The sequence below is a fragment of the Paenibacillus barengoltzii G22 genome, assembly GCF_000403375.2.
GTDB lineage: Bacteria > Bacillota > Bacilli > Paenibacillales > Paenibacillaceae > Fontibacillus > Fontibacillus barengoltzii.
The window spans coordinates 1,402,716-1,420,994 of record NZ_KE159653.1 but is presented as its reverse complement, the minus strand read 5'-3'; the positions used below and the strand labels follow the sequence as shown (position 1 = coordinate 1,420,994).

At 49.1% G+C, this 18,279-nt stretch carries 19 protein-coding genes and 1 pseudogene; 13 read left to right on the top strand and 7 right to left on the bottom strand.

Going from position 1 to position 18,279, the window contains the following annotated elements; translation table 11 throughout:
• Positions 1 to 40 precede the first annotated feature (40 nt).
• The 3 genes from C812_RS14645 to C812_RS14635 all read left to right on the top strand — a co-directional run bounded on the left by C812_RS14645 (position 41) and on the right by C812_RS14635 (position 2,121).
• Positions 41 to 262: a hypothetical protein gene (locus tag C812_RS14645; protein WP_016313436.1), complete on the top strand. Its 222-nt coding sequence runs from the start codon at positions 41 to 43 to the stop codon at positions 260 to 262.
• Between the two features lie 134 nt (positions 263 to 396).
• Positions 397 to 1,221, top strand: coding sequence for an alpha/beta hydrolase (locus tag C812_RS14640; protein ID WP_016313435.1), 825 nt, complete (start codon positions 397 to 399; stop codon positions 1,219 to 1,221).
• A 111-nt stretch (positions 1,222 to 1,332) separates the two neighbouring features.
• Complete coding sequence (locus C812_RS14635; RefSeq protein WP_016313434.1) at positions 1,333 to 2,121, top strand: DODA-type extradiol aromatic ring-opening family dioxygenase; 789 nt, start codon at positions 1,333 to 1,335, stop codon at positions 2,119 to 2,121.
• Between the two features lie 99 nt (positions 2,122 to 2,220).
• Here the strand turns inward: C812_RS14635 and C812_RS14630 are convergent, their stop codons facing one another.
• Positions 2,221 to 2,703: a DoxX family membrane protein gene (locus tag C812_RS14630; protein WP_016313433.1), complete on the bottom strand. Its 483-nt coding sequence runs from the start codon at positions 2,701 to 2,703 to the stop codon at positions 2,221 to 2,223.
• A 174-nt stretch (positions 2,704 to 2,877) separates the two neighbouring features.
• Here C812_RS14630 and C812_RS14625 point away from each other — a divergent pair, with 174 nt between their 5' ends.
• The 3 genes from C812_RS14625 to C812_RS14615 all read left to right on the top strand — a co-directional run bounded on the left by C812_RS14625 (position 2,878) and on the right by C812_RS14615 (position 5,831).
• Positions 2,878 to 3,948: a DUF3048 domain-containing protein gene (locus tag C812_RS14625; protein WP_036625204.1), complete on the top strand. Its 1,071-nt coding sequence runs from the start codon at positions 2,878 to 2,880 to the stop codon at positions 3,946 to 3,948.
• A 195-nt stretch (positions 3,949 to 4,143) separates the two neighbouring features.
• Positions 4,144 to 4,758, top strand: a complete 615-nt coding sequence (locus C812_RS14620) for a DUF47 domain-containing protein (protein ID WP_016313431.1) — start codon at positions 4,144 to 4,146, stop codon at positions 4,756 to 4,758.
• 83 nt (positions 4,759 to 4,841) lie between these two features.
• Positions 4,842 to 5,831 (top strand): inorganic phosphate transporter, encoded by a 990-nt coding sequence (locus tag C812_RS14615; RefSeq protein ID WP_009224545.1) that lies wholly within the window; start codon positions 4,842 to 4,844, stop codon positions 5,829 to 5,831.
• Positions 5,832 to 5,920: 89 nt separating this feature from the next.
• On the opposite strand, the gene C812_RS14610 is transcribed toward C812_RS14615, so the two are convergent.
• On the bottom strand, positions 5,921 to 6,436 hold the full coding sequence (locus tag C812_RS14610) for a hypothetical protein (protein WP_016313429.1): 516 nt from the start codon (positions 6,434 to 6,436) through the stop codon (positions 5,921 to 5,923).
• A gap of 347 nt (positions 6,437 to 6,783) precedes the next feature.
• Here C812_RS14610 and C812_RS14605 point away from each other — a divergent pair, with 347 nt between their 5' ends.
• The 5 genes from C812_RS14605 (at position 6,784) to rlmD (ending at position 11,955) form a co-directional block, all read left to right on the top strand.
• Positions 6,784 to 7,074 (top strand): YerC/YecD family TrpR-related protein, encoded by a 291-nt coding sequence (locus C812_RS14605; protein WP_009224548.1) that lies wholly within the window; start codon positions 6,784 to 6,786, stop codon positions 7,072 to 7,074.
• Positions 7,075 to 7,141: 67 nt separating this feature from the next.
• On the top strand, positions 7,142 to 7,927 hold the full coding sequence (locus C812_RS14600; protein ID WP_016313428.1) for a sirohydrochlorin chelatase: 786 nt from the start codon (positions 7,142 to 7,144) through the stop codon (positions 7,925 to 7,927).
• A gap of 28 nt (positions 7,928 to 7,955) precedes the next feature.
• Positions 7,956 to 8,837, top strand: coding sequence for a diacylglycerol kinase (locus C812_RS14595; protein WP_016313427.1), 882 nt, complete (start codon positions 7,956 to 7,958; stop codon positions 8,835 to 8,837).
• 262 nt (positions 8,838 to 9,099) lie between these two features.
• Entirely contained in the window at positions 9,100 to 9,573 is a 474-nt protein-coding gene (gene tnpA / locus C812_RS14590; RefSeq protein ID WP_016311435.1) for an IS200/IS605 family transposase, read from the top strand.
• 675 nt (positions 9,574 to 10,248) lie between these two features.
• The gene (rlmD, locus tag C812_RS14585) at positions 10,249 to 11,955 is read left to right on the top strand and encodes a 23S rRNA (uracil(1939)-C(5))-methyltransferase RlmD (protein WP_244268328.1); all 1,707 of its coding nucleotides are present in this window, start codon (positions 10,249 to 10,251) and stop codon (positions 11,953 to 11,955) included.
• Positions 11,956 to 11,963: 8 nt separating this feature from the next.
• On the opposite strand, the gene C812_RS22880 is transcribed toward rlmD, so the two are convergent.
• The 5 genes and pseudogenes from C812_RS22880 to C812_RS14570 all read right to left on the bottom strand — a co-directional run bounded on the left by C812_RS22880 (position 11,964) and on the right by C812_RS14570 (position 17,072).
• Positions 11,964 to 12,398 (bottom strand): hypothetical protein, encoded by a 435-nt coding sequence (locus tag C812_RS22880; protein ID WP_244268327.1) that lies wholly within the window; start codon positions 12,396 to 12,398, stop codon positions 11,964 to 11,966.
• A gap of 20 nt (positions 12,399 to 12,418) precedes the next feature.
• Positions 12,419 to 12,925, bottom strand: coding sequence for a recombinase family protein (locus tag C812_RS22305; protein ID WP_016313424.1), 507 nt, complete (start codon positions 12,923 to 12,925; stop codon positions 12,419 to 12,421).
• A 431-nt stretch (positions 12,926 to 13,356) separates the two neighbouring features.
• Positions 13,357 to 13,533: an excisionase family DNA-binding protein gene (locus C812_RS23075; RefSeq protein ID WP_368017501.1), complete on the bottom strand. Its 177-nt coding sequence runs from the start codon at positions 13,531 to 13,533 to the stop codon at positions 13,357 to 13,359.
• Positions 13,534 to 13,920: 387 nt separating this feature from the next.
• A complete protein-coding gene (locus C812_RS14575; protein WP_084628955.1) occupies positions 13,921 to 15,618 on the bottom strand; it encodes an RNA-directed DNA polymerase in 1,698 nt (565 codons plus the stop codon).
• A 302-nt stretch (positions 15,619 to 15,920) separates the two neighbouring features.
• Positions 15,921 to 17,072 (bottom strand): annotated as a pseudogene (locus C812_RS14570) (IS3 family transposase).
• Positions 17,073 to 17,180: 108 nt separating this feature from the next.
• On the opposite strand from C812_RS14570, the gene C812_RS22290 reads away from it, so the two are divergent.
• Together C812_RS22290 and C812_RS21920 are read left to right on the top strand one after the other, a co-directional pair.
• Complete coding sequence (locus C812_RS22290; RefSeq protein ID WP_157274718.1) at positions 17,181 to 17,573, top strand: hypothetical protein; 393 nt, start codon at positions 17,181 to 17,183, stop codon at positions 17,571 to 17,573.
• A 3-nt stretch (positions 17,574 to 17,576) separates the two neighbouring features.
• Positions 17,577 to 18,053, top strand: a complete 477-nt coding sequence (locus C812_RS21920; RefSeq protein WP_341860324.1) for a Mov34/MPN/PAD-1 family protein — start codon at positions 17,577 to 17,579, stop codon at positions 18,051 to 18,053.
• Positions 18,054 to 18,279 lie beyond the last annotated feature (226 nt).

The following is an 18,279-nucleotide window of genomic DNA, read 5'->3' as shown; positions in this document are numbered from 1 at the left end:
GTCTGCACATCATCATACTAAAGTTGCGGGAGGCAGAGCCATGGGAAAATATGAATCGGAGCTGACCCGGAGGTATTTGCTGAACAGCAACTCTCGGGGAAGCCTGGAAGAAGTCGTAACCAATGAGAGCGATGAAGAAATCGCCATGTTATGCGGGGATGACGAGGCATGTGACGAAGGGGATTTGGGGAATCACCGGTTTATGAAAGAATGGGAGGGCCGGGTTACGACCCATGCGTACTTCCGCCAATCCTACGAGTAAGTGAGTTTCTTGCGATTCTTCAGCGATCCGATTGACACCTCGGCTCGGGTAATGATAAGATAAGTTTAAATCATATTAAACTTATCGGATTTAAAGTATATATCATTGCCGAAGTACGGGGGAGGAGACGGGTTATGGAAAGACAGATCGTCATCAATCATGGAGAAGAACAGCTTGCGGCCAGCATACATTACCCGGCCGAGAACAAACAAGGGGGGCGCTGCCATCGCGCTCCCTTGGTCGTCATCTGTCACGGATTTGTAGGCAGCCGTATCGGCGTCGACCGTCTATTCGTCAAGACTGCAAGGGAGCTTGCAGCCGACGGCTTCCTCGTGCTTCGCTTCGACTATCTCGGATGCGGCGAGAGCACCGGTTCTTACGGCGACCACGGCGTAGAGTCGATGATCGCCCAGACCCGTTCAGTGCTGGATTATGGCTTAAGCGCATTTGACGTTGATCCGACGCGGGTATCTTTGCTTGGACATAGCCTTGGCGGGTTGATCGCTCTCTTAACCGCAATTCGCGATCGGCGTGTGAAGAACCTTGTCCTATGGTCGGCGGTGGGCTATCCGTTCAGCGATATTGTGAAAATCACCGGACGCGATCTCTATGACCGGGCGGTCAAGCAAGGAAGCGCCGATTATTTGGGTTATGGACTAACGCCGAAATTTTTTGATTCGCTGGGCGAATATCAACCGTTCCAGGAAGCCGTTAAATTTGCCGGTGACGTCTTGGTCGTGCATGGAACCTCAGACGATATTATTCCGGCGGATTATGCTTTCTTATATCAGAAGGTATTCTGGCTGCGCCCCGAAGGGCGCTGCGATAAGGAGATTATTTTCCAAGGCAATCACACGTTTTCATCCGGCGATCATCAGCAACAGGTCATCCGGAAGACCAAGGAATGGCTTGGAGGTTTGGAAGCTCTGCAGTCGGAGTGGCAGCATTGGATGATCTGAGATCATTACAGGAGAACAACGTCAAACCCACGCGTACAAAAACTGGTAAAATCCTTCGGGGATGGATACAATGAAGGTGTAACCATTTTTTGGCGTAGGGAGGTTTGGGAGATGTCTCAGCCTGCATTGTTTATTGCACATGGATCGCCTACATTAGCGATTGAGAAGAACGCGTATACGGATTTTCTTCACCGTCTAGGTCAGGAAATGCTGGAGCCGCCCGATGCCATTGTGGTCTTCTCGGCGCACTGGGATGCTCCGGATCAATGGGTCTCAACGGATGCGAAGCATACGACGATGCACGATTTCTACGGCTTCCCGGAAGAGATGTATGAAATCGAGTACCCTGCCCCGGGCAGCCCTGAGCTTAGTGAAGAGATCGAGGCGATTTTTCGAGCACACAATCTGCCTTACAAAGCATCAACCGGCAGAGGCCTGGACCATGGAGCCTGGGTAGTGCTGCGGCTGATGTATCCGTCTGCCAATATCCCTGTCGTAGCCTTGTCGGTGGACGCCAAACGCGAGCCGGAAGAGCAGTATGCCATCGGCAAAATGCTCACAGAGCTGCGGCAACGGAACGTTCTGGTCATCGGCAGCGGCGGACTTGTTCATAATCTTCGTTTGCTCGACTGGGAAGGCCGAGAACCGGCAGCGTGGGCCGTGGAGTTTGACGATTGGATTGGCCAGCAGCTGGAGAACTGGGACTTGCGGCAGCTCTTTGATTATGACCGCAAAGCCCCGCATGTCCGAATGGCGATCCCTTCGTATGGACGGGAGCATTTTGTTCCGCTCTTCTACGCCATGGGATCGGCAGACGATGAACGGCATGCTGTGAAGTTGTTTCAGGATTATCAATACGGCAGCCTTAGCTTAAACTGCTGGAAGTTCGGCGGTCGTTGACGGGCAATTAACCTGGTTCGGAACGACCGATCCATATAAATAAGCGCAGAACCTCAAGGGTTGGGGTCTGCGCTTTTCTTTTTTTGAAGTTGTGACCGGTTAACGCCGCCGTCCATAGCGGTTGCGGAAGTGAGGCTGGATGAAGTAGTCCAAGCCGATCCGCCCGGCGTTCGTGCCGGCGACGACGATAAAGATTTGGAGCAGCAGCAGCTGCGGGTTCGTACTTACGGTGCCGGAGAACAGGAAGGCAAAGTTCATGACCATGCCAAAGAAGGCTGCCAGCCAAGTAAAACCGCCCAGAATTAAGCCCAGCCCGACGAGCACCTCGCCGTAAGGGACAAGGATATTAAACAAACTGACATTTGGCAAAGCAACATGCTCGAGAAAAGATGCCCACCAGCCTTGCACCGCGGGATGGTCGCCGCCGCTCTTGGCCAATGCGCCTGTTAGAAATCCAGCGGAATCAAATCCGCCGGTAATTTTGCTCCAACCGGAAGTAAGCCACTCATAACCTACATATAGTCTGAACAGCAAGAGGAGCCAAGAGGCAACAAGGCTCTCCCTTAACCATTTTACGATCATCTCTTCATCTCTCCTTTCCTGTAGTATGCAGATGAAGAGCTCGATTTTAAACCCCCAAATCAAGAATTAAGGTGAAATAGAGGAGTTTGCGAGGAAGTTTGCTTTGTTTCCGGCTTCCCCCAGTAGAGGAATTCAACGTATAATGTAAAAAACTTAAGAATTTTGACGGAGGACATGCCTTTGAAATCATTGAAGTTAAGTTGGCTGCTGCTCTTATTCTTGCTTATCATGATGCTCGCCGCGTGCGGGAAGGTCGGGGAGACGGCCTCGCCTGAGGAAACCCAAGTGCCGCCGCAACAGACGGAGACCCCGGAGGACACTCCTGAACCGGCGCCGCCCGCCTATACGGCTCCGCTGACGGGATTGCCGCTGGAGGAGCCGCTGACCCGCAGACCGCTGGCGATCATGATTAACAATGCGCCAGCCGCTCGCCCGCAATCCGGATTAATCGACGCGGATGTTGTATACGAGGTATTGGCGGAAGGCGGAGTCACGCGTCTTGTCTCGATTTTCCACAGTCATGCGGACAACGCCAAGATCGGCCCGATTCGCAGCATTCGCCCGTACATGATCGATTTGGGCGAGAGCTACCACGGGGTGTTGGTGCATGCCGGGGCGAGCAACGAAGCGTTTGCGATCCTGCAAAGACAACATAAAGAGGATTTGGACGAGATCACCAATGCCGGTGCTTACTTCTGGCGGGACAAGTCCCGGAAGGCGCCGCACAATTTGTATTCCAACGTAGAGAAGCTGCTGGAAGGCGCCGCGAAGCGCGGGTTTGCTACGGAAGATACAGCGGTGCCGGGGTATCTTTTTTATAAGGAAAATGAACAGCCTGATTCGCTGGAGACCGCCACTCACGTAGAGATTAAGTTCCAACTGGACAGCTACCGGGTTGGTTACGATTATGATGCTTCGTCCGGGCTTTACAAGCGGTTTATGAATGGGGAGCCTCACAAGGACTTGGAAACCGGTGATCCAGTGACCGCTGCGAATGTTGTTGTCATGGGAGCAGACCACCGGGTACTGGACGATGTCGGTCGTCTGGAAGTCGGACTGCAACTGGGCGGGGACGCGATATTGTTCCAGCAAGGCAAAGTCATTCGGGCCAATTGGATCCGCAAGGAGGGCGATATCATCCGGTTCATTCAGGATAACGCGGAGATTCCGATGGTGCCGGGACAGACCTTTATTCACGTCGTTCCCAATTCGCCGAGTTTCGACAGTCATGTAAAGGCAGAGTAAAGGCGAAAAAAGGCGAATTATGTATTTTTATGGTGATTAGAGGATAACTTTGGGAGAATCAGGGGAAATATAAGCGAATGATGGTGAAATGTTTGCGACAATATTTCCTATCTATGATGCAGTTGTGATAAGATATTCAGGGTTGTGTAAAACATCAACCCAAGAACTACCTTATGGAGAGAAAAGGGGATACTGATGCGACTGAAGAAGAAAGATATCTTTTTCCAGACGTTAGAGGATATGGCAGATACGATCGTGCACTCGGCGGACTATTTCGCCCAGCAGGTTGCGGACTTCAAGGACGTTGAAGCCTTCGCCAAGAAGATGAAGGAGTTCGAATCCCAATGCGATGAGTACACACATAAAATCATCGTGGAATTAAACAAAACGTTTATTACGCCTATTGAGCGTGACGATATTATGCATTTGATTACCGCGCTCGACGATGTGATCGATGGTTTGGAAGCCACGACATCCCGCTTTTTCATGTACAATCTGAACGGGCCGGATGAATATATCGCGCGCTTTGCCGAAATTTTACGCAACTCGGCTTATGAGATTCAAAAGGCGATTCATTTGCTGTCCCAGAAAAAACTGCTGGCGATCCGCGAATATACGATTCGTCTCAACGACCTGGAGAATCAAGGCGATGAGCTGCTGCGGATTTGCATCAAGGAATTGTTCATGAAGGTTACCGATCCAATCGAATTGATCAAGAAGAAAGAGATCTATGAGCGGCTGGAGACGACAACCGATGCTGCCGAGAAGGTTGCCAACATGCTGGAATCCATCATCATGCGTAATTCTTAAGAAACTTCACTATATATTTGATTTTCGGGAGGTTGGAATTGCGCGGATTTATATAGAGAGATAGCCATCTGTGCAAAAATGCTATGGATACGAGTTTAATGATTATGCTTATCGTTATCATACTGGCGTTGGCGTTCGACTTCATTAACGGGTTTCATGATACAGCCAATGCGATTGCGACCTCGGTATCAACACGCGCGATGAAGCCGCGTACTGCGATCATGATGGCAGCGGTCATGAACTTCTTAGGTGCTATCATGTTTACGGGCGTCGCGAAAACAATTGGGGGTAGTGTCGCCGATCCGGCGAAGCTGGATAACGGTCTGGAAGTGCTGGTCGCCACGCTGTTGTCGGCAATTATTTGGAACCTCATTACTTGGTGGTTTGGCATTCCGTCGTCTTCTTCCCATGCACTGATTGGTTCCCTGGCCGGGGCGGTGTACATGGGGGCTGGACCGGACAAGCTGAACTGGGGCGGATTTACGACGATTGTAGAGGGATTGGTGTTCTCCCCAATCATCGCTTTTGTGATTGGTTACATCGTCATGACCATCTTGAGATGGATCTTTGCCCGGCGTAGTCCGCATACCGTCAATAAAGGCTTCCGGTCGTTGCAAATCGTGACTGCAGCGATCCAAAGCTTCACGCACGGCACCAATGATGCCCAGAAAGCGATGGGGATTATTACGTTCGCCTTGGTGACGGCAGACTTCCAAGATCATATGGAAGTGCCGCTGTGGGTTAAACTGGCCGCAGCGACGGCGATGGCGCTCGGGACATCGGTTGGCGGTTATAAAATCATCAAGACGATGGGTACGAAGATCTTCAAAATCGAGCCGATCAACGGTTTCGCCGCGGATCTTTCCGCTGCATCGGTTATTTTCGGGGCCACGTTGTTTCATTTGCCCGTCAGCACGACGCATGCGATCACCTCGTCTATCCTTGGTGTAGGTGCTGCTAAACGGTTCTCTGCCGTACGTTGGTCGATGGCTGGGCGCATCGTGATTGCCTGGGTAATTACGATTCCGATTGTGTTTGTCATGGCGGGGTTAATCTATAAATTGTTGTTCTAAATGGAGTTAAGCCAATCTGTTGAGGATTGGCTTTTTTTGGGGTTAGATTTGGTGCTGGGCAGCCAAGTAAAAATAAAGCCGCCGCCGGGTTAACGGCGGCGTTTTCCCGATTTAACCGACTTGCTGGATTTGCCGGTTGCGGAGCGTTTACCACTGCGGCCAGATCCGGTACGGCTGCCGCTTTTCTTGCGATTGGATTTGCGGCGGCGGGGCGGGTAATCGTCCCGGCCGAGGCTGCCGGGTCTGCTTTTGCCGCCGGGCAAGAGCGAGGTAAGCAGCTTCGCCATCGGGGCGAATTGTTGTACGGTCTGCATAACTTTCTGCACCTGGCCCATCGTCGCCAAGATGCCGTCGATCCCGCCCATGCGGTCGACGATGCCTTTCAAGTCGCTTAAGCTGGGCAAGGACAGACCGCCGGCTTTTGGCGTGGTTGTCGCAGCCGGGGTAGGTGTTGGCGCCTGGGTCGGTGTGGGTGTCGGCGGAGAATAAGGAACCAGCGAGGAAGCCTCCGCTTTAATTTCGTACGGATTCACCCCCGGGTAAAAATGGGTGTACGGATGGAACGGGGGCACCGGACCCTGGCGGGAATCATAGTTATGAGGCATGGGTATCACTTTCCTTTTCGGATATTTTGCCCGGGCAGGCTGACCGTAAGGCCCGTTTCCTTCTTGTCCGCCCTCCCGAGACAAGACCTAGGAGCGAAATGACATCCGCCGAAGGGGACACGCGCGGATGGTGAGATCGGCGTGGTGATCCCTGGCTAGGCGTTTGTATTACTATACTGTATGTGCCCGCCCTGCCTTGCGTATGGACGAATGTCCCGGTTCTGGTGGGCGTTCGCGGAATTTGGGCGTTCTTTCTGTGATGCGTGAAATCGTTAATGCTTGAAAAGGAGTACGCCCCTCGGGTACAATGGGGGTGTGGTACAGTAACGGTAGGGGATGATAATTCAGTGCAGCTGAAGAAATTAAATGACAAAACGATTGATCAATTATTTGAAGCCATTTTAACGTTAAAGAACATCGAGGAATGCTACATCTTTTTTGATGACCTGTGCACCGTTAACGAAATTCAGTCTTTGTCGCAACGTCTGGAAGTCGCCCGAATGTTGGGCAAAGGCAACACATACAACCAGATTGAAGCAGAAACCGGAGCCAGCACGGCGACCATATCCCGGGTGAAGCGCTGCCTAAATTACGGCAACGACGGCTACAAAATGGCGCTTGACCGTTTAGGTCGCTAAGCTTATGACAGACGAAATTCAAGCAAGGTCGATGAGGGTGGCGGACGATGGCCGGGAGATGCTCCCAATGGAGGACGCCAAGAAACCGGGTGTGCTTGTCATCAGCCACGGCTCCCCAGATGAGCACTGGGTAGCTCTTGTGGAGGCGGCGGTAGCGGAAGCGGCGGACGATTTGCCCGCCGGGCTTCCGCTCGCCTGTGCTTTCCTCGAAACGGTGGAAGGCCGCCTGATTCAGGACGGCATCGATCAGCTGGAAGGTCAGGGAGTGACGGACATGATCGTCATTCCCTTATTCGTGTCCTCAGGAAGTACCCATATCGATGAAATCGCTTATGCCCTTGGGGTGAAAGATGCACCGGAGAAGGAAACCGACCTGGAACGTTTTCGGGTTTCCGCTCGGGTGTTTTTTGGCGATCCTATCGATGATGGTCCGCTGGTCGCTAAGATGGTGTGGGACAAAGTGAAGGGGCTGTCCGTACGGCCGGAGCGTGAAGTGCTGCTTCTCGTCGGACACGGCAGCAATCATCCCGGCTTCTTGCAGCGGTGGGAGCGCGGAATTGCCTCGCTGGCGGCGCAATGTGCGGAGCTGGCCGGCCTCGCAGGGGGGGGCGATTATGCGCTTCTGAATCCGGACAGCTTATCGGCCAAAGTCCGTGATTGGTCAGAACGGGGAATGGACGTGATTGTGGCTCCGCTTTTCCTGAGCGCCGGATATTTTACGAAGGTCACGATTCCTGAGCGGCTGAAGGGGCTGGCTCATCGTTATTCGGGAGAGGCGTTGCTGCCCCATCCTTTGATGGCTCGCTGGATGTCGCAACAAATATTGAATATAATGGGATCAGTGATAGGTTGACATTATGAGTTCAGGTGGCGTTAGGAAGATGAAAAGAGCTAGGTTGATTTATAATCCAACCTCGGGAAGAGAAGAGATGCGCCGCCTCCTGCCGGACGTGCTGGAGCGTCTGGATCAGGGCGGCATCGAGACGTCGTGTCATGCGACGACCGGGGAAGGCGATGCGACGCGCGAGGCGGCTTTGGCGGTCGAACGTGGATACGACATCATTATTGCGGCCGGCGGTGACGGGACGCTGAATGAGGTTGTGAACGGCATGGCTGGGAAGAGTGATTTGCCTCCGCTAGGGGTGTTTCCGCTTGGTACGACAAATGATTTTGCCCGTGCCATGGGAATTCCTCGGCGTTGGGAGGATTATTGCGACTTGGTCATTGAGAATAAAACCAGACCGATCGATATCGGCAAAGTGAACGGCCGACATTTCATTAATATCGCCGGCGGCGGCAAGTTGACCGAGCTGACGTATGAGGTGCCGAGCCGACTTAAGACGCTGATTGGGCAGCTAGCCTACTATATGAAAGGCATCGAGAAAATGGCCAGCTTGTCGCCAACGAAGTTGATTATCGATGCGGAAGGGCACGAGATCATAGAAGGCGAGTTCATGCTGTTCTTGATTGCCAACAGCAACTCCGTTGGCGGCTTCGAGAAGCTGGCGCCGGATGCGCGGATCGACGACGGGCTGCTGGACGTGATCGCGCTCAAGAAATGCAACCTGGCGGAATTTATCCGCCTGGTGACGATGGCGCTGCGCGGCGATCATTTAGGCGACTCGCACGTCATTCATTTCAAGACGCGGCGTATGGAAGTCACCTCACCCGGCCGTGTGCTGCTCAATCTCGACGGCGAACTGGGCGGCGAATTGCCCGGCGTGTTCGAGATTTTGCCGCAGCATTTGCGGATTTTTGCTTGAATTCTCGATATCCGTCCGTGATTCATAGGCTTAGACAGTAATTTACAGGGTTGCCTGAGGCACATCATCAGGAAGCTGAGGTTGTGAGGTCCCCCGCCGGGTTGGCGGGGGATTTGATTATGGCTTTAGCCAGTTGAGCTCGCGAAGCGTGCGAAACAAAAAACCACCCGCTATGCGGGTGGAGGAACGAAGGTTTGACCAACTAGACCATTCCCATAAAATTGAGATGTTCAGGCTCAATAAAAGAAAGGAATGGTCTTAGATGGCAAACAAGAGCTATAGTTTAGCTCACACGAAGTGGATGTGCAAATACCATATCGTGTTCACCCCGAAGTATAGACGGAAAGAGATCTATAATCAAGTGAGGAGAGATTTGATCGAAATATTTAAGCGTCTGTGCAAATACAAGGGAGTGGAGATCATAGAAGGCCACATGATGCCGGATCATGTACACATGCTGGTAGCGATACCACCCAAAATCTCAGTATCCTCATTTATGGGGTATCTGAAGGGAAAGAGCTCACTAATGATATTCGAAAAGCATGCCACCCTAAAGTATAAATATGGAAATCGGAAATTTTGGGCGGAGGGATACTACGTAAGCACAGTGGGCTTGAATGAGGCCACTGTCGCAAAGTATATCCGCGAGCAGGAAGCACATGACCAGGCAATCGATAAACTGAGCGTCAAAGAGTATGAAGATCCATTTAGCAGAAACGGTAGCAAGAAAAAGTAAACCAGTTTAACTGGTAAGTGAAAGTGACAAAAACACTGAGCCTGAACAATTTTATTGTCAGGCTAGCGTCTTTAGGCGCAGTTTGGCAACAAGGGGTTATACCCCAAGAGCAAACCACCCGTTGGACGGGTGGTTATGATTTGGTTGGGGCGAGTCGTTAGTACCTTAAGGCTGCTTCCGTCCAGGGGCTGCAACTATCTGTGGCTTAAGGGACTCCTTGCCTTGGTACGTTTAAGCTGCCACAATGGTACGAATGGAGTTTGGATGGCGCATAGCGGTCAACGTTCGAAGTGGTGGCGATGCGAAATAAGTGGAAATTCTACCGTTATTTTTGGAGTAACTGTGGGTTTGGCATGGATTAGCTGGAAAAAGTACCGTTAATTCCGCAGGCTTTGCTGAAAACAGGGGAAATGGGCCAAATTAGCTGTACGATTTCCCGTTATTTTTGCGAAAATGGCCCAAACGGGGTAAATTAGATGGAGGATTTAACGTTAGTTGTTTGATGGGTGGGCTGAAACAGGTGTGTTAACGTCGAACGGATGGTCTTACCTTATGCAAGGATTTAGAGTACAGGATTAAAGTATATCGAGAGTTTTGAATTACAGTAGATCACGTGAACTGGATGAGATGATGCCAAGTTGGAGTAACCGGTTCAGTTGAACATAGAAGGAGTCCATGATGAAGAAGCAACGGAATAACTATCGTCGTCCGGAAGCGGGGCGGACAGGCAGCCCTCGGGGACAAGGACAAAAAGCAGCTGGCGGCGGGAAAGGCAACCGCGGCGGACGAGGGGAAGCTTCCTCGGCGAGTCTTCCACCGCGGGGACGTGCGGCCGTGGCTGCGGAACGGCCTGTCAGCGCGCGGCCTGTTGGGCGCGCCGGGAGCCGCGCGTCTGAAGCCGCGCTGGCGGGTCTTCCCGTCGTGAAGAATGATGAGGTCGTCATCGACATCATCGGGATGAACCACGACGGGGAAGGCGTGGGCCGGGTGGAGGGCTACACGCTGTTTGTCGCCGGCGCCTTGCCGGGCGAGAAAGCCCGGGTCAAGGTGCTCAAAACGAAGAAGCAGTATGGCTATGCCAAACTGCTTGACGTGGTTGAGGCGAGCCCGGACAGGGTGGCCGCGCCCTGTCCGATCTACGACAAGTGCGGCGGCTGCCAGCTGCAGCACTTGAGCTATGACGCGCAGCTCGCGTGGAAGCGTCAGCACGTCGTCGACGTGCTGGAGCGCATCGGCAAGCTGCGCGTGGCAGAGGGCGCGCCGGGTACGGGCGCGCCAGCGGCAGGCGGCAGCGGCGACGCCGGCGCTGCCGCAGGGGCGGCGGCCGCCGATGCCGACCGCCGCGCCGTCGTCGTGCGACCGACGATCGGCATGGCGACGCCTTGGCGCTACCGCAACAAGGCGCAGGTGCCCGTCGGCGTCGTCGACGGTGCCCTGGTCGGCGGCTTCTACGCCCGCGGCAGCCATCGCATCATCGATATGGAGACGTGCCTCATTCAGCACGAGAGCAACGATGAGGTGATCCGCCGCGTCAAAGCCATCGGCCGCCGCCTGGGCATCACCGCCTACGACGAAGAGACCGGCCAGGGCCTGCTGCGCCACGTCGTCGTGAAGGTGGGCTTCCGCACCGGAGAAATGATGCTGGTGCTGGTCACCAACGGCGATCGGATCCCTCGTGAAGACGAATGGATCGCGGCGATCCGCGAAGAACTCCCGTCCGTGGTGAGCATCTGCCAGAACGTCAATACACGGCAGACGAACGTAATCTTCGGAGACGTAACCCGCGTCCTGTGGGGGCGCGAAGTGATCTATGACTATATCGGAGACGTGAAGTTTGCGATCTCGGCGCGTTCTTTTTACCAAGTGAACCCGATCCAGACAGAAGTCCTCTACGGCAAAACGGTTGAATATGCTGGTCTAACCGGGCAAGAGACCGTCATTGACGCTTATTGCGGCATTGGCACGATCTCGTTGTTCCTCGCGCAACATGCGAAGCGGGTGTACGGCGTGGAGATTGTCAAAGAGGCGATCGAAGACGCTCGCGTCAACGCCCAGCTGAACGGGATGGAGCATGTCACCTTTGAGGTCGGTGCCTCCGAAGACGTGATCCCCGCCTGGAAAGAGCAGGGCATCGAAGCTGATGTCATCGTCGTCGACCCGCCTCGTAAAGGCTGCGACCCGCGCCTGCTGGAGACGATCCTTGAGATGAAACCCGAGCGCGTAGTTTACGTATCGTGCAATCCAGCGACGCTAGCTCGTGACCTGCGCATCCTGGAGGACGGCGGGTATCGGACCGTTGAGGTCACGCCGGTGGATATGTTCCCGCATTCGGTGCATGTTGAGTGTACAGTAAGACTTGAAAGAAAAGATACAGCTAAGTAAACTGTATCTTAATTCGAGGGGAGAGTATGGGAAAGGTTGTAGTTAATCTTAATCTTTCCATCCTCGAATACTTCGATTGTTTGGATAAGCCTTTGGAGGACTTGCTTCAATACCTGTTCATCGCTAATGTCGAGGTCAATGAAGCGTTCAACTTCCTTTCTAAAGGCTTCTTTACGTTCCGCGAGGTTCTTTCCTTCTTCTAAGGCTAATATGAGTTCAGCCTTCTTATTATGAAGTAATTGCTGTTGATGGGCATTGCGCTCTTTCTGATGCTTGAACTGGTCGGTTGTTATAGCTTCCTCAACATGTAAAGACAGCAGTTTATCGAAACGATTATCAAGTTCTGCTAATTGTTTCTCTACACGTTTCAGTTCCCTCTGAACGTGAGATTGAATAGCCAAGGCTTTTTCCTCTGCAATTCCGTATAGGTTCTCAATCTTCACCGAATCGTTAATTATGGCTTTTAGGTCATCCTTGACAGCTTGTAATAGCACCATCTCCTCGATGATGTGAGAAGAGCAATACGAAGAAGTGTACTCTTTACGTAGCCGCCACAGACGTAAGCACCCTTTCGTCTATCAGGCTTAAAGTGCATACCGCTCCCACAATCAGGACATTTATCGATATATGAGAACAAGCTCTCTTTGCCATTGCTCTTATGCTTGCCCTTCTTTTTCATCAGTTCTTGAACGACATTAAAGTCATCCTCTGATATAAGAGCAGGATGTGAGTTCTCAATGAAAACCTGTTCTTCTTCGTTGACCTTACGTCTTACCTTGTAAGTTTCAGAAGCGGCTAATATACGTGTTGTTTCCTCCCTGTGGAACACTTGTTTACCTGTATAAACTGGATTGGTCAAGATGCCTTTAATCGTATTTTGATGCCACTTCTGTCCTGCGTCTGCCGCCCCTGAATTTGCTCTAGGTGTCGGTATTCCCCTTCGCATAAGGAGGTTACTAATGCTGAACATTCCCCATCCCTCATGCAAGTAAAGTCTGAAATCTCCTTGACGATGGGGGCGGCTGTTTCATCAATCTCCACTTCTTAGTAACGAGATTTGTACGATAACCAAATGGAGGTACAGTTACAACTCGGTTTTCTTGAGTTGCGCTGGATTTTAGCCCTCACTTAATCCTATTGGACAATGCTAGATTCTTTCTCTGCTAGAACGGCTCTCAAATTGAAAGTTAGCCTGCTATTACTCGATTTGGTGTCGTATCCATCTTCGGGCAAGATAAGACGGATGTTATTTCTCTCAAGCTCAAGCGGTATTCATACTGTTAATACTATTTCTACCCAACCGTGAAACCGCTTTTGCGATGACGACATCGAACTTTTTCTTCTTAGCATCATCAAGCAATCGAAGATAGTTCTCTTGCAATTTCCGATAAAGTGTAATTGTTATCCATTTTGAATCACTCTTGTTCTTTTGTTTTGCCGCGAATACTTGTAAACGAGTAGAGGTTCCATTCTCCAAACTCCCCCGACCTTATAAACAAGGAGATCACCCTCGTATATTTTCCTGTAAATTGTTCGCGGCGAAAGGTTCAAATAATAAGCCGCTTCATCAATCGTCATCAGCCTGTCGCTTCGGATAATCATGCTATCACCACCTTAGATTTAGTCGATAACAGTATAAGAACAGAAGTGTCATGACTTAACGAAGAATGGGTAAAGATTTCAACCGCATATATCTGTAAATAACGCGAGAAAGCGAAAGTAACTATTAATGATGGTATCTAGTGAGTTTGAGTACATGGTGTTAAACGGGATTGCTAAAATAAGGTTATAATTATTGACACATCAATTTTACAGAAGGAGCCCTTTTAGAAAAATTACTCACGGAGCATACGGTGCAGATACTTGCAAGAACGATCAATCAGGCACTGGCCCCCCATAAAAATAGTAACAAATTAAATAGACGAACCGTGGATAGGTTCGCCTACTCTTAAATCTGACTATAGATTAATAGAACGTAAATGTGTTTGTATTTTGTTGCAACCCACCAGTATAATTCAAGGTGTCGTCTCCACCCTGTTGATTATCTGTAGGTACTATAGTTCGAGCTGCTTGTCTAGCTGCAGTAGGAGTGAAGGTTGGAATTTGTCGTGTTGTATCGTAGAACTCAACATTATGGGAGTTTAAATCAGAAAATAATGAACCTGCAGTAAAAAGAGTTCTTCCGGCATTTAGCCACCCTTTAACTTGTGCTTCATAATTTAATAACCATTGTTCTTCGTACATATTATTAACGGTCAAATATGTTTGCCAGTTAGTTGTATTTAGTCCGACGAGTAAACCTGAGTTACTTAAATCTAGAGCAACTAGTGCCACAATAGAATTGTTGAGTTGTGAAACGGCATTTGCAACTCTGATGTCCAAAGAGATACCTAGGCTTTTGCTTATCCATAGTGCCCATGATATTTCGAAGAAGTGGTTGAAATTTGCATGGTGTAAAATAATCTCTGTGATGGTTTCGGCAATTTTTGTTCTATTAAGCGGATATCCATGTAGGTCATACGATAACAATATCTGCAACGAAACCTGTAAAGTGCTAGGTTCAACAATCATTGTTTTTAACAAAAGAGATTCGTAAATATCCCAATTTGATACACTTATATTGAATGTCTTTGATCGAGTTACAGCATATTTTATTACAGGATCAGTAGGATATTTGATCGAATAATCAAAAGCTTTACTAAAGAAGCTAACTATGTCGTTTTTCTGTGCTGTAAGATTTGACCGAACGTCAAATATTCTAAGTTCAGTAGCCCATTCTTTTTCAAGGATTTCCGGCAGATTCATCATTGTTGTTTTAGCTAGGTTATGATCTAGCTCAAATTCCCTTAGTGTTTGATGTAGAGCTGAGCAAGCTTGTTCAGCATCAGACATTGACTCAAAATATAAATAGTAATCATCTACGAATCTAAATCCCTTAACTTGCCCTACACGTTGTTGAAAAAGGAAATCAATTTCTGAACCGATGATTTCTGATACTATTAAAGAGGTATCAGGTCCGATTGGAATTCCTATTGTTTGCCCATCCTGGCAATTACGCATGCATTCGTCTAACAGATTACCGTAGTGCGTATTCTGCCTATTTCTTTTAGCAAAGGCCTTTGTATGAACTGCCCAAGGTATGCTATGGGTGTAGATTGTCGAGTAATAACGAGATATGTCAGTTCTAAGTAATACCCTGCTACTAGATGAGCGAAGAATTCTTTCAAAAACCATGTCTTCAAAACCTCTATTTGGTGTGACTGCACGTATAGTCGAAACAACAGGAGTGCTGATTGATATTTGTGATTTAGCATAATGTCTCTGTATGTTTGTCCAATTAGCCTCGATTGCTTCACATAGTTTTATTTGGTGTAATGGGTTAGGAATAGATAGATGACGTCTTTGGAGTTTTACTCTTGGTATGTCATAAGAAATGTATCTGCTCGTTTTAACTCTATAATTGCTTGTAGGCTGTAGCATCGGTAATGCTTGGCTTAATAAGTTAGTTGAAAAAGGGGGTGGTAACTCCTGAGGGAAGTAACCCCTTTCAATAAGATCAACTGTTGTTGTCATTTTTTCACCTTTTTCTACAAAATAACTGTTTACCTTGTTAATGATAACTAATGTTACAAAATAATACAATTGATATAGAGCAAATATCATTCCAATAATAATGTTCTCCCTGTCACCTCGTCACATGTGGAATGCTGTGCGTTGATAGTTAGAAGTAAAGAATAAGCAGAGGGGGCCGAGAATCTGTAGAAGATTCTCGGCCCCCTCTGCTTTTATTTCAATGCGATCAATTAGTCTGTGAAGGATTTCGGGCGTTAGCTCGTCGAATAACAGGAACTCCTCCAAGGAATTCTTTAGTTGGGAAAATGCTAAAGTATCGTCTTGGATTTGAAGCGATTCATCGTATGCACCTGTACCTCTGTCAATAGAGTAGACACAAAGAATCGAGAAAATTATGCGGCAGATCGGTACATACGTTCGCACTCATTGGGCGTAGAATACCCAATCGCGGAATGGATTCGTTTTCCATTGTAGAAGCAGGTAATATATTCAAAAATGCGTTTCTTGGCTTGCTTGCGTGTTTTGAACTTCTCCAAGTAGACAAGTTCTTTCTTAAGCACACTGTGGAACGATTCAATACACGCATTATCGTAGTCAGTTCCCTTTGCGGCTCATACTGCCTTTCATCTTGTAGGTGCGCAGCCGCGCCTGGTAGTCATGAGAAGCGTACTGGCTGCCGCGATCCGAATGATGCAGAACCTCTTCGCACGGTCGCTGCTGGCTGTGGGCGCGGTCCAGCGCCGTTAACACGAGTTCTTTCGTCATTCGCTCATCCATGTGAAATCCAACGATTTTACGACTGTACAGGTCCATGATGCTTGCCAGGTATAGCCAACCCTCATCGGTCGGGATATACGTAATATCAGCCACCCAGGCCTTGTTTGGAGCGGACGGATTAAACTCGCGGTTCAACACGTTCTCTTGGACAGGCAGGTTGTGCTTCGAGTTGGTTGTGGCCTTGTATTTCTTCACCGTGCGAGAACGTAAACCCAGCTCCTTCATGATCCGAGCGACTGTTTTCTCGGACACTCGTATGCCCTGCTTGTGCAGTTCTTTTGCTACTTTGGGGCTTCCATATAATCGACGGGATTCTAGAAAGATACGACGGATCCGCCGCTCCAGCTTGCGACGTCGCTTTTCACGTTTGCTGGCTTTTCGCTGGGTCCATTTGTAATAGCCGCTTCGGGATACTTCAAAGGCTTCGCACATCTTCGAGACTCGGCACTTGAAGCGATGATCGTGGATGAAGGCATAGATCAGCGCCGGTCTTTGGCGAAGTAGTGCATCGCCTTTTTTAAGATGTCGTTCTCCTCTTCCAGATCACGAAGGCGTTTCTGAAGATCTCTCATTGCTTTATCGTCGGCTTTCAGTTGCCCACTGCCTGGAAAGGCCTGTGCGCCGTCTTTCTTGTATTCCGCCATCCAACGATACAGGGTGTTGTCGCTGATCCCCAGTTCGCGGGCGACCTGCGCCACCGCTTTCCCTTCTTCCTGGATCATCTGAATCGTTTGCAGTTTAAATTCTTTATCGTATTTTTTCGTCATGGTAGCACCTCGAATTTGGATAGATTCATTTTACCCGATTCTCGGTTCTCCATGTCTACTTTTTAGTCTAGCAGCATTGTTATTGACTGTACAGGTGAAGATCAAGTATTGCATTCGCTTAATCAGATTTCTTGGGATAGCTCAAAAATATTTATTTCGGCGTCGTTAGGCTTTGCAGCAAGACGGTTATTTTTTTACACAGAATATAGTAAGTCATTTTCGTCATCTACATATTTTAAGTTAGTAGCTCCGTGGATCGAAAGAGAACGTCAAAGTTACACGGAGAATGACTTGCCGCGTGATGGCATTGGATGTTGGAATCCAGTTTTTCCTGCCCGAGTTGATGATGTTTGGATGATGTCTTCGGTTGCTGTTAAGAACATTGAAAAATACATTCAAAACCCAAGTTGCCGACCCGTTCTACTTGTTTATGAGCAAATATGGGATGGAGACAGTTTCTGTGGTATAGAATTAATAAGCAAAGAGGAAGGGGATGAATAAAAAATCATTTTCTATCATGAACACCTTCCATATAGTGTAGTTTTTGAGGAAAATATTATTGCTGAAATGTTAGAGTTATGCAAAGAAAAGATGCCTCTTGAGACTGGAGGCATATTAATTGGGAAATATTCTGAGGATGGAACTAAAGCAATAGTACGTAAAAATACGGGACCACCACAGGATTCTAAGCATGGAAGTCATTCGTTTTACAGAGGAATAAAGGATCTAGCATTGTTATTATCTAATCTTTGGAGTTCCACAGGGGAGTTTTACTTGGGGGAATGGCATTTCCATCCAAACTCTTGGCCAATTCCAAGCTTAACGGACAAAAAGCAAATGAAAATGATAGCAAACGATACTCGGTATCACTGCCCAGAACCAATACTTTATATTATTGGCGGAAATCCATTTGCACAATGGAATTCATCGTGTCATGTCTTTTTGGAAAGAGAGTTAATAAAACTTATCGAGGATATATAGTGGAAAATGGATAATGACTAAGGAAGCATCACACATTTGTGTGCCGAGTCACGGCCACGAGATCTGATTCTAACATAACACATTTTAATAGGGCCAGAGTTTGGTCAAGGTATACCGTCAGTTGCATCATGGTTGATGATTCCGGCGGTTTTTACTTTAGATAGCGATTCGGTTTCCTTACATATCTTCTAGTCTATGAAGCGAGAAGTGTAGTACGATATACCTA

Coding starts and splice junctions, on each gene's coding strand:
- tnpA (WP_016311435.1), top strand. CDS start 9,100: ATGGCAAACAAGAGCTATAGTTTAGCTCACACGAAGTGGATGTGCAAA.
- C812_RS14630 (WP_016313433.1), bottom strand. CDS start 2,703: ATGATCGTAAAATGGTTAAGGGAGAGCCTTGTTGCCTCTTGGCTCCTC.
- C812_RS14625 (WP_036625204.1), top strand. CDS start 2,878: ATGCCTTTGAAATCATTGAAGTTAAGTTGGCTGCTGCTCTTATTCTTG.
- C812_RS14640 (WP_016313435.1), top strand. CDS start 397: ATGGAAAGACAGATCGTCATCAATCATGGAGAAGAACAGCTTGCGGCC.
- C812_RS22305 (WP_016313424.1), bottom strand. CDS start 12,925: ATGTTCAGCATTAGTAACCTCCTTATGCGAAGGGGAATACCGACACCT.
- C812_RS14610 (WP_016313429.1), bottom strand. CDS start 6,436: ATGCCTCATAACTATGATTCCCGCCAGGGTCCGGTGCCCCCGTTCCAT.
- C812_RS14645 (WP_016313436.1), top strand. CDS start 41: ATGGGAAAATATGAATCGGAGCTGACCCGGAGGTATTTGCTGAACAGC.
- C812_RS14575 (WP_084628955.1), bottom strand. CDS start 15,618: ATGATATTTGCTCTATATCAATTGTATTATTTTGTAACATTAGTTATC.
- C812_RS14615 (WP_009224545.1), top strand. CDS start 4,842: ATGGATACGAGTTTAATGATTATGCTTATCGTTATCATACTGGCGTTG.
- C812_RS14595 (WP_016313427.1), top strand. CDS start 7,956: ATGAAAAGAGCTAGGTTGATTTATAATCCAACCTCGGGAAGAGAAGAG.
- C812_RS14620 (WP_016313431.1), top strand. CDS start 4,144: ATGCGACTGAAGAAGAAAGATATCTTTTTCCAGACGTTAGAGGATATG.
- C812_RS23075 (WP_368017501.1), bottom strand. CDS start 13,533: ATGACGATTGATGAAGCGGCTTATTATTTGAACCTTTCGCCGCGAACA.
- C812_RS14600 (WP_016313428.1), top strand. CDS start 7,142: ATGGAGGACGCCAAGAAACCGGGTGTGCTTGTCATCAGCCACGGCTCC.
- rlmD (WP_244268328.1), top strand. CDS start 10,249: ATGATGAAGAAGCAACGGAATAACTATCGTCGTCCGGAAGCGGGGCGG.
- C812_RS14635 (WP_016313434.1), top strand. CDS start 1,333: ATGTCTCAGCCTGCATTGTTTATTGCACATGGATCGCCTACATTAGCG.